The sequence below is a fragment of the uncultured Bacteroides sp. genome, from assembly GCF_902491285.1.
GTDB lineage: Bacteria > Bacteroidota > Bacteroidia > Bacteroidales > Bacteroidaceae > Bacteroides.
Genome location: NZ_CABUHK010000062.1, coordinates 26,135 through 35,620, shown reverse-complemented (window position 1 = coordinate 35,620; position 9,486 = coordinate 26,135). Strand labels below are relative to the sequence as shown.

5 protein-coding genes are annotated in these 9,486 nt (G+C 43.5%); 2 read left to right on the top strand and 3 right to left on the bottom strand.

The window, feature by feature from the left end:
* Positions 1-8: 8 nt before the first annotated feature.
* Together RDN93_RS15440 and lpdA are read left to right on the top strand one after the other, a co-directional pair.
* The gene (locus tag RDN93_RS15440; RefSeq protein WP_308746347.1) at positions 9-401 is read left to right on the top strand and encodes a PH domain-containing protein; all 393 of its coding nucleotides are present in this window, start codon (positions 9-11) and stop codon (positions 399-401) included.
* A gap of 14 nt (positions 402-415) precedes the next feature.
* Positions 416-1,759, top strand: coding sequence for a dihydrolipoyl dehydrogenase (gene lpdA, locus RDN93_RS15435; protein WP_308746346.1), 1,344 nt, complete (start codon positions 416-418; stop codon positions 1,757-1,759).
* Between the two features lie 166 nt (positions 1,760-1,925).
* Here the strand turns inward: lpdA and RDN93_RS15430 are convergent, their stop codons facing one another.
* Genes RDN93_RS15430 through RDN93_RS15420 form a run of 3 tightly spaced genes read right to left on the bottom strand, consistent with a single transcriptional unit; the run spans position 1,926 to position 9,456 of the window.
* Positions 1,926-4,454 (bottom strand): TlpA disulfide reductase family protein, encoded by a 2,529-nt coding sequence (locus tag RDN93_RS15430; protein WP_308746345.1) that lies wholly within the window; start codon positions 4,452-4,454, stop codon positions 1,926-1,928.
* 38 nt (positions 4,455-4,492) lie between these two features.
* Entirely contained in the window at positions 4,493-5,968 is a 1,476-nt protein-coding gene (locus tag RDN93_RS15425; RefSeq protein WP_308746344.1) for a RagB/SusD family nutrient uptake outer membrane protein, read from the bottom strand.
* An 11-nt stretch (positions 5,969-5,979) separates the two neighbouring features.
* The gene (locus RDN93_RS15420) at positions 5,980-9,456 is read right to left on the bottom strand and encodes a SusC/RagA family TonB-linked outer membrane protein (RefSeq protein ID WP_308746343.1); all 3,477 of its coding nucleotides are present in this window, start codon (positions 9,454-9,456) and stop codon (positions 5,980-5,982) included.
* Between the last annotated feature and the right edge of the window lie 30 nt (positions 9,457-9,486).

The window sequence follows — 9,486 nt, the reverse complement described above, 5'->3', positions numbered from 1 at the left end:
CTGACAAAATGAATCGAATTTTTCATGCCCGCATCGCCTGGTACCAGTATTTCCTTCTGGCAGTACTTACAGTAAATGCCGTCGGCGCTTTGTGGTGTAAATATATCTTGCCGGCTGTGCTGTTTATGCTCATGCTTATTGTAGTGATCGAACAGATCATACATACAGTCTATACGGTGACTACGGACGGAAATCTCGAAATATCCCGCGGGCGCTTTATCCGCAAGAAGGTAATTCCTATTTCCGAAATCACGACTATACAGAAATACCGTTCCATGAAATTCGGAAGTTTCTCGGTGACTGATTACATACTGATAGAGTATGGAAAAGACAAGTTTGCTTCCGTTATGCCTGTCAAAGAACGGGAATTTGTGGAACTGATTGAAAAGAAAATGAACTAAATAAGTTATATACTATGAAATACCAAGTGATTATTATCGGCGGCGGCCCTGCCGGGTATACGGCTGCCGAAGCTGCCGGCAAAGCCGGTTTGAGCGTGTTGCTTATCGAAAAGAAGAATCTGGGCGGTGTATGCCTGAACGAAGGGTGTATCCCGACCAAAACCCTGCTCTATTCGGCAAAAACTTATGATGGCGCAAAGCATGCGTCAAAGTATGCGGTAAATGTATCCGAAGTCTCTTTCGACCTGTCCAAGATTATTGCCCGCAAGAGCAAAGTGGTACGTAAACTGGTATTGGGAGTGAAAGCAAAACTGACCTCAAACAATGTTACGATACTATCGGGAGAAGCGCAAATCATAGATAAAAATACAGTCCGCTGCGGTGAAGAAACTTACGAAGGCGAGAATCTGATACTTTGCACCGGTTCGGAAACCTTTATTCCCCCTATTCCCGGAGTGGAAACGGTGAACTACTGGACGCATCGGGATGCATTGGACAATAAAGAACTGCCTGCTTCTTTGGTTATCGTCGGTGGTGGAGTGATAGGAATGGAGTTCGCTTCTTTCTTCAATAGCCTGGGAGTGCAGGTGACGGTAGTTGAAATGCTGGATGAGATTCTCGGCGGAATGGATAAGGAACTTTCCGCTCTGCTGCGTGCTGAATATGCAAAACGGGGCATTAAATTCCTGCTTAGTACGAAAGTTGTCGGTCTGTCGCAGACGGAAGAAGGGGCTGTCGTTTCTTATGAAAATGCAGAAGGAAGTGGTAGCGTGGTAGCGGAGAAGCTGCTGATGAGTGTCGGCCGTCGTCCGGTAACGAAAGGTTTCGGACTCGAAAATCTGAATCTGGATAAGACAGAGCGTGGTGCTATCAAAGTGAATGAGAAGATGCAGACTTCCGTACTTGGTGTTTATGTCTGCGGTGACCTGACCGGATTCTCTTTACTGGCACACACAGCCGTTCGTGAAGCGGAAGTGGCTGTACATTCTATATTAGGTAAAGAAGATGCTATGAGTTATCGTGCCATTCCGGGCGTTGTCTATACCAATCCGGAGATTGCCGGAGTAGGAGAAACGGAAGAGTCAGCCTCAGCGAAAGGCATTACTTATCAAGTCGTAAAGCTCCCGATGGCTTATTCCGGGCGTTTTGTAGCAGAGAACGAGGGAGTGAACGGAGTTTGCAAAGTATTGCTGGATGAACAGGAACGGGTGATTGGAGCACACGTGTTGGGCAATCCGGCTTCGGAGATTATTACGCTCGCAGGAACTGCCATTGAACTCGGATTGACTGCGGCGCAATGGAAGAGGATTGTTTTCCCTCATCCTACGGTGGGGGAGATATTCCGGGAAGCGTTGTAGAGTGGAAGAATGATAACAAAGTTATTTTGAGTGCGGCTATTAACCCATTTTAAGATATAAGAAAGGACTGTCCATTTTTGGGGGACAGTCCTTTCTTATCATAATTATTTGATGATTGGATTGACAAATGACAATATGCAAATATATCAATATGTGAAAATAAATGCTATAGCAATGCTTTTATCATTGCCGAGAGCTCTTCCACCGTCTCCTCATTGGAACCGGAGAAGCCGACAGGTTTAAACCGGATATTTCCTTCCTTGTCTATAATGAACTTAGCCGGAATTCCTTTGGCTTTGTAGCTCTCTATAATAGGAAATTTATTCGTGTTCGGGTCTTTTACGTCAAATACTACATTAAAAGTATATCCTTTATCATTCATATATTTACGTACGGTTTCCTGAGGATTCTTTTTACTTTCGAGCGTATTGATGAAAAGAAATGCCACCTCTTTATTGTTTGCAAAACGGTTGATTGTTTCCTGCATAGCGGGGAAAGATGCTTTGCAGGGACCGCACCATGTAGCCCAAAAGTCAAGCACTACTACTTTCCCTTTCAGGCTTGCCAGTGAAACTTCCTTTCCGTCCATGTTGTGAAGCGTAAAGAGTGGAGCAGGTTCATTCACCATATTCTGTGCAAGCTTTTCCTGTAAAGTATTGTGGAATTCCGATTTCAATTCATCCAAATATTGCTCGAATCCTTTTTCTTTACCGTTTTTCCGGGTATATGCTTGTTTCAGCCAGGCTATTTGCTGCGGAGTAGCTTTTCCTATGCGGACAAAGTTTTCCAGTATAGGGGTTGCTTCACTGAATTTCTTTTCAAATATGAGCGTTGTGGCGTAGCAATCATTGATAGAATAATCCTGCTTATTACTGGATTCGTATATTTGTTTGGCGTAAGGAATCGCTTCTTGTATGCGATTGTCTTTTATCAATGCTTCTACATAAGCAGTGAGAATTTGGTTGAGTTTGTGTTTCTCCTCTTTGGGAAGTGTATCTTCATCTTTTCCTTCGGTGGTCATCTTGATAGCTCTATTCAGCAATTCTGCTGCCATTTTAAAGCTACCATTCTCCAAACGATTGAATCCGGAGATAGCCAATACATCACGTTTGAATGGCGAATCCGGAATATTAGCCATATAGCCTTCGGCTTTTTCCCGGTTACCTTCCGCATAAAATGCCTCTATGGTAAATGACATCATCATATTTACCATTGGGTAAGCAAAGTCCGCTTTTTCTTTCTTCACTTGTGCCATGAACTTCTTCAGCATTTCTTCTTTTTGTGCTGCGGTATCAGCGTTCCTTAATGCCATCATAGCAGCTGTCGCTTTTTCTTTTGTCAGTGTGTCGGCTTCCTCTTTATTCAATAATCTCAGTAGTTGCTGATATAACTTGGGATCTGAAGGACGTTTGGCGAAAGCATCCACAATCTTTCCCTGTTGGTCGATAATGACGATGCGGGGAACGGAACGGATTCCGTAATGTTTCGCTACTTCCGACTTGAACCCGTTGGGTACGTTGAGTTGCAAAGTCGCTCCGTTTTTATCTTTCACAAGTTCTTTCCACGCTTTGAGCAACTGTTCTCCGGTGTCGAGTGACAAAGTGAAGAATTGAATGTTTTCTCCTTTCATCTTTTCCGCCAGTTTCTCCATATAGGGCATTTCAGCTTTGCAAGGGATGCAGCCGCTGAACCAAAAATCGAGTACTAGCACTTTTCCTGCGTAGTCGGCGGAAGAGTAAGCCTTTCCATCAATATCATTGGCTGTAAATACAGGTGCCGTATTTCCACGGGTGATGTTGCTGTATCGTGCTTTTATTCCATCGTATTGTTTTTCCAGTTGGGCTAATTCCTGAAGGAATGTTTCGCTATGCGTAGGTACAGATGCTTTTGCGATAGACAGATATGTCGGAAAATCATCGGAATAACCTGCTTTCAATATTTGTTTCAGATAACGTATCAGGAAAGCGGATTTCACTTCATTATTGGATATTCTTGCAGTATATTGAGCGAGAAAGTTTGTCGGGTCGGGCTGCCATTCTCCATTCTTTTCTAATATTTCCATTGACTCACGCATCACAGTAAACCATTTGGGATAATATAGCAGTGCAGCATCCTCATACCGGTTTTTTCTTACGTCATCATAATAATTTGTTGGTAAATCCAATTCCTTTTTCATGAACATACGCATCAGCCTCGGACCGTTCAGCAGTTGATTGAGAAATGTATATTGATAGTAGCATTCGTGTATGTGCTTGAATTCATCAGGCAAATTCGATGCTTTTAGTGCATCTATTGACTCTGCCAGCATTTTATGTTGGAATTCCAGCCATTCGTTGGAATATGTAGCTATACTATCAGGGCTTTTGAATATGGAAGAATGCTGTTGAATAAATTGATTGATTGCCGCATTGTCTCCTTCAAAAGATATTTTCCCGTCTTTCTCTTCGATACAGCTTGTTGAACCGGGAGTGACGAATACGGTCGAAATATTGCTGTTGGAGCCCATATAATAGTAATAGGCGGGTTTCTCCAGTTGCAGAGCTATCGTCTCTCCCGGCTTCACTTCCTGATAACCATAGATAGTATCACTTTCGCTCTGGAAATAGATTTTCTTTCCGTTGGTTTCTGCTTTGAAAGTGATATATGCTACTGTATTGTCGGAAGATAAAGCAAAACCCTCTGTATATGTGAACATACAGAGAAGTGTTGCTATAAATAAAGTGAATGTTTTCATTATTTGCTGTTTTGTATTAAGTTACTGTTTTGCATGGCAGATACAGGGAACGGGAATGTCAACAGGTGTGAATCTGGTTTGAGAGTATATGTCTTTCCGTCAACCTCCCGTGTCAATGTCTCGTTGAATTCCGTGCAGAAACGGCGCATATCAAAGAAACTGTTACTGGTGAATAATAGTTCGCGCTTACGCTCTTCTCGGACAATTCTCATTGCATCGGCAGCATCAGTAGCGGTGAAATCGGTATAATATTTGGTGATAATCCGATTCTTGCGTACGTCGTTTACGTATTTCATGGCGTTCTCCTTGTCACTTTTGCGGGCATAACATTCTGCCGCCATTAGATATACTTCGGAAAGTTTGATTCCGGCAGGATTCCATTGGTAGGATCCGCCTAAACTTAACATAATACTTCCGGGTTCGGCAGTAGGCCTGGTAGGGGTTGCTCCTAGATTGAAGGTATATCGTAAGTCGCTCTTTGGTGTATATAGGTCCATGACCGGCTTGCGTACCATACTGGGAGAAGGGTCAAACTGTGTTTGTCCATTTTGGGAAAGAAGATTTTCGGGATCTTCATATGGATGGGTGAAATACATTGCCGAGACGGACATACGGAACATGGAATACATAGGCATCCCATATTCTATTAAATCTTCCGACCATCCGAAAGTTTGTTTTATATAATTGACCGCTGCCTGATATTCCGTATTCATGTTCCACAATTTATGGCGTCCTTCCCTTTCCGCTTCCTTGATACAATCCAGTGAAGCTTGAAGTGCTTCGTTAAATTCCCTCTTGAAAAGATGTACTTTAGCTTTCAGGGCATAACCGAAAGATTTGTTGGGGCGGAACGTGTTCATAGCTACGTGCGGAAGATCGGGCAAAGCCTCTTCAATATCGCGTTGAATCAGGGCATAAGCGTCAGCCACAGTAGATTGTACTCCTACTGCTTCCATATCAAAGTCTTCACGAAGGATGATTCCCCGGTCTTGAGCTGCTGTTTCCGGATTGTAAGGTTTAGCATAAGTATTGATGAGGTAAAAATAAGCATAAGCACGCATAATCTTTGCTTGTGCCATTCCATAGCGTTTATCATCATCACTTCCTTCAGACTTGTTGATATTTTGGATAATGATATTGAAATTTGATATCTTTTTATAACACATGGTGTACATATCGCTACTTCCGGTGGCTGTCATATAGGAAGCGCGGTCGAAATCTTCATTCCAGTAGAATGCGGCTGAATTGAGCGGAGAGGAATAATTCTCGAGTAGTTCCATATTGTAAGAAGTGGCCTCTCCACATAAATACCATTCCGACTGAATGGGATATCCGTAGACGTCTTCGATTAATCCCAGATAGTCGCTGGTTTGGTTGAGCACGGACTCTCCTTTAGGGACGATGTCCAGATAGTTGTCACAGGCACTTAAGCTAAATGCTGCGGCTATGCAGCCTATAATAATATTTCGTTTCATACTGAGTCGTTTTAGAAGTTGATGTTGATACCTAATATGTAACTGGTTGCTTTTTCGTCACTCCGTGTACCGGAATTAGCATTGAAAGCTTCGGGGTCGATATCCCGTTTGTTGGCAGCCCAGTAACAAGGGTTGTTCACTTGAGCACGCAGGCTGATTCCCTTGAATCCCGCTTTACTTATCCATTCTTGGGGTAGCGTGTAGCTCACTCCGATATTACGTATCTTTATGAATGCGGCGCTTGCTGTATTATAGTCGGCATATTTCCAATGGTATTCACGGTCGGTGCTTAATCCGTAAACAGTCATTGAAGGGATATCCGTATTGGTATGTTCAGGGGTCCAGCGGTTGGCGATGTCTTCATGAATGGCACCTTTGTAAGTTTCTGAGCGAAGTCCGCTGTAAAGAGGAGTGGCATCTACCCGTAATGAATGTCCTGCATAGTAGACAATCTTGGTGAAGAAGTTGAGTTGCTTCCAGCGCAGGCTGATGTCAAGTGCCCCATTCCATTTCGGGTCGAGCTGTCCTACACATGTCAGGGCGTCAATTTCGTCCACTGGTTTCAGAGAAACTACGTTTCCTTCAGTGTCATATACAGAGGGATTTCCTTCGTCTGTCAGCCCTGCGTAGCGGTAGGCATAAAGCGAGTTGTAGGTATCGCCCTGAAGATAGAAACTACCCGGGTTGGTCAGCATGCTCTTTGCAGAGGTAGGGATATAACCTACTTTTTTTATCTTGTTACTGTTGTAGGCAGTGGTAAAGGTAGTATTGAACGACCAGTCCCGGCTATTAAGCCAATCATACGAAAGAGAAAGCTCTATACCTTTGTTTCGCATGGCTCCGTTGTTTACTCTTGCCGTTTGAAAACCTGTAGAGGGATCAAGATTGGTATTGGCAAGCAAGTCCGAACTATAACGCTGATAAAAGTCAAAGCTACCGCTCAGTCTTCTGAGAAGAGAGAAGTCCAGTCCGATATTGAATGTTGAAGTCTTTTCCCAGCGGAGCAATTTATTAGGTGGCGAAATGATAGTCGTCAGGTTGGATTGGCTATAAGGAGAGACTGCGTAACTTCCTAATAAATAGGGTGATGTGTTTTGGTCTACATTACCTGTGATACCGTAGGTAGCGCGAAGTTTGAGCATATCTACCCATGTGATGTCTTTCATGAACTCTTCATTAGAAATATTCCAACTGGCACCTACCGACCACAACGGGCGATAGCGGTATTTGGGATCGGTTCCGAAGAGGTCGGCCTGCTCAATGCGGACGCTACCATTGAGGGCATAGCGTGTATCGTATGAATAACCTGCATTGAAGTAGGCAGATACATAACGGTGATGTGAGTCATTTACGAACAGTTGTTCTTGCTTTTGAAAAGGATTGCTGCTCAATTGCCCTATGACACCTTTGTTCAATGTCGCCCAGTCTACTTGTTTGTAGACCAGCTTTTGTTCGTCGTAGCCATATCGCTCGCTTATTGTTTTACGATATTTGTCTTCACGGATTTCTCCACCTAGCAAGGCGGTAATCTCATGTTTGTCGTTGATAGTCGTTTGATAGTCGAATTGTGCGCGTAAGTTCATATATGACCAGCGTGCATGAGACTCTTCCATTCTTCCGCCTTCGGGGATATAGTAGGTAAATCCGCCTTGTGGATTGGTGGCTGCGTGTCTGTTAATCATGTTTCTCATATAATATGAGTCTTCCTCATCTTGGCGTTCAGTATTCTGATCCCGTTTCTCATATTGGAATTTCACACCGAAATTCAATCCTTTGAGCAGTTTGAAATCGGCATGTGTGAAGAGCTTCCAATAGAGGTCATCCGTATCTTGCATATTCTTGGTCGATTCTTCCACGGCGTTGTATCCCATAGGTTTCAGTCCTTCTGTCTGGTTCACTTTTTGAGAGTTGAAATAATTGTGCGGATAGATATAAGCATAACTGCCGTCTTCGTTGTAGAGAGTTTCGTATGGCATAGCTACTGTTGTCCCTTGATATCCTGCTTGTGAATAGCTGCTGTTGCCGATACCCACATTTGTTCCTACGGTGAGTTTAAACCACTTGGTCAGGTCGAGTTCGTTTTTCATGTAGAAAGTGAACTTATCAAAACTGTTGTTCTTGTTGTAGGTACTTTCATTTTCGTAACGGGCAGAAAAGAAGAAGTTGGATCTGTCACCCGCTTTGGAAAGAGAGAGATTATAGTCTTGTACGAAGTTCATTTGTTGCAGTTCGTCACGATAAGCTTTTCTATAATCATTCTTCCGCAAGAGGTCGAGTGAGGCGTTCAATTGACTTTCTGTGATTTCTCCTTTGGCGAGACGGTAATAGAGACGGTCTACTGTTGATATGTAACTGGGGGCTTTTATATCGTTCAGCAAATCGAAATAATCTAACGGATTTTCTTGATAATTAGGATTATTGGTCAGATAGTCTCTTTCGTAATCAATGATGTCACTGGTAGAAGCATAGTGGCGGTAGTCAAGTGATGGCAACGGATTCAGGTAGAAGTTGGCAGACACGTTGATGTTCGGTTTCTTGCCTGTTCCGCGTTTGGTAGATACGACAATGACACCGTTCGAAGCGCGTACACCATATAGAGAGGTGGCAGCGGCATCTTTCAGTACGGTTATTGTTTCGATGTCTTCCGGATTCAGTTCGTTAATGCCTACTCCGGTGACAGGTTGTCCGTCCAGTACCAATAGCGGAGTGGAGTTGATGGAAAATGAAGAAGTACCGCGAATACTCATTTTTCCGTTATAGCTGCTTAGCCCGGGAGTGGCTCCTTCCAGTTTGCTGCCTAAATCCGGAGCCTGGATTTTGTCAAGATAGTTGCTCTTGACAATTGTGGCCGCTCCGGTCGCCCGTTCGCGCGAGATAGTTTGGAAACCGGTGACGATTACTGCATCCAGTTGTTTCACATCCTCCACCATGACTACTTGCAGCAGTTGTTCACCACTGTAAACTACATCATGGGGCTTCATGCCTACAGAAGAAAAGTTCAGTACAGTTCCGTATGTCAGTGGTTTGGAGAACGTAAAGCGTCCGTCAATGTCTGTGATGGTTCCTTGGCTTTTATCTTGTGTGAAGATAGAGACACCCGGAAGAACGTTCCCGTCACTATCAGTGACACGTCCGTTTAGGGGTGTTTGGGCTATTGCTTTCTTGGGTATTGTAGTGATGACAATTGTTCTTCCCTTTATGGAATATTGTAGTCCGGTTCCTGTCAGGAGCGTTTTCATTACGTTGTTGATTTCAGCTTCCTGTAGAGATACAGACACATTGACTCCTTTCAATAAAGAGGCATTATAGAAAAACTGGTAGCCATATTGTTTACTCAGTTTCTCCAACACGTTTTCCAACGGTTTCTTACTTACCGTAACAGTGATCTTCTCCGGTTGGCTTGTCTGAGCATATGCCAACGGAGTGGTACAGGACAGGATGAGGGAAATAGCCAACATGAGTCCTTTGGAAATAAGCTTTTCTGTCATAACTATGTGAAATTTATAATATTAGATGCT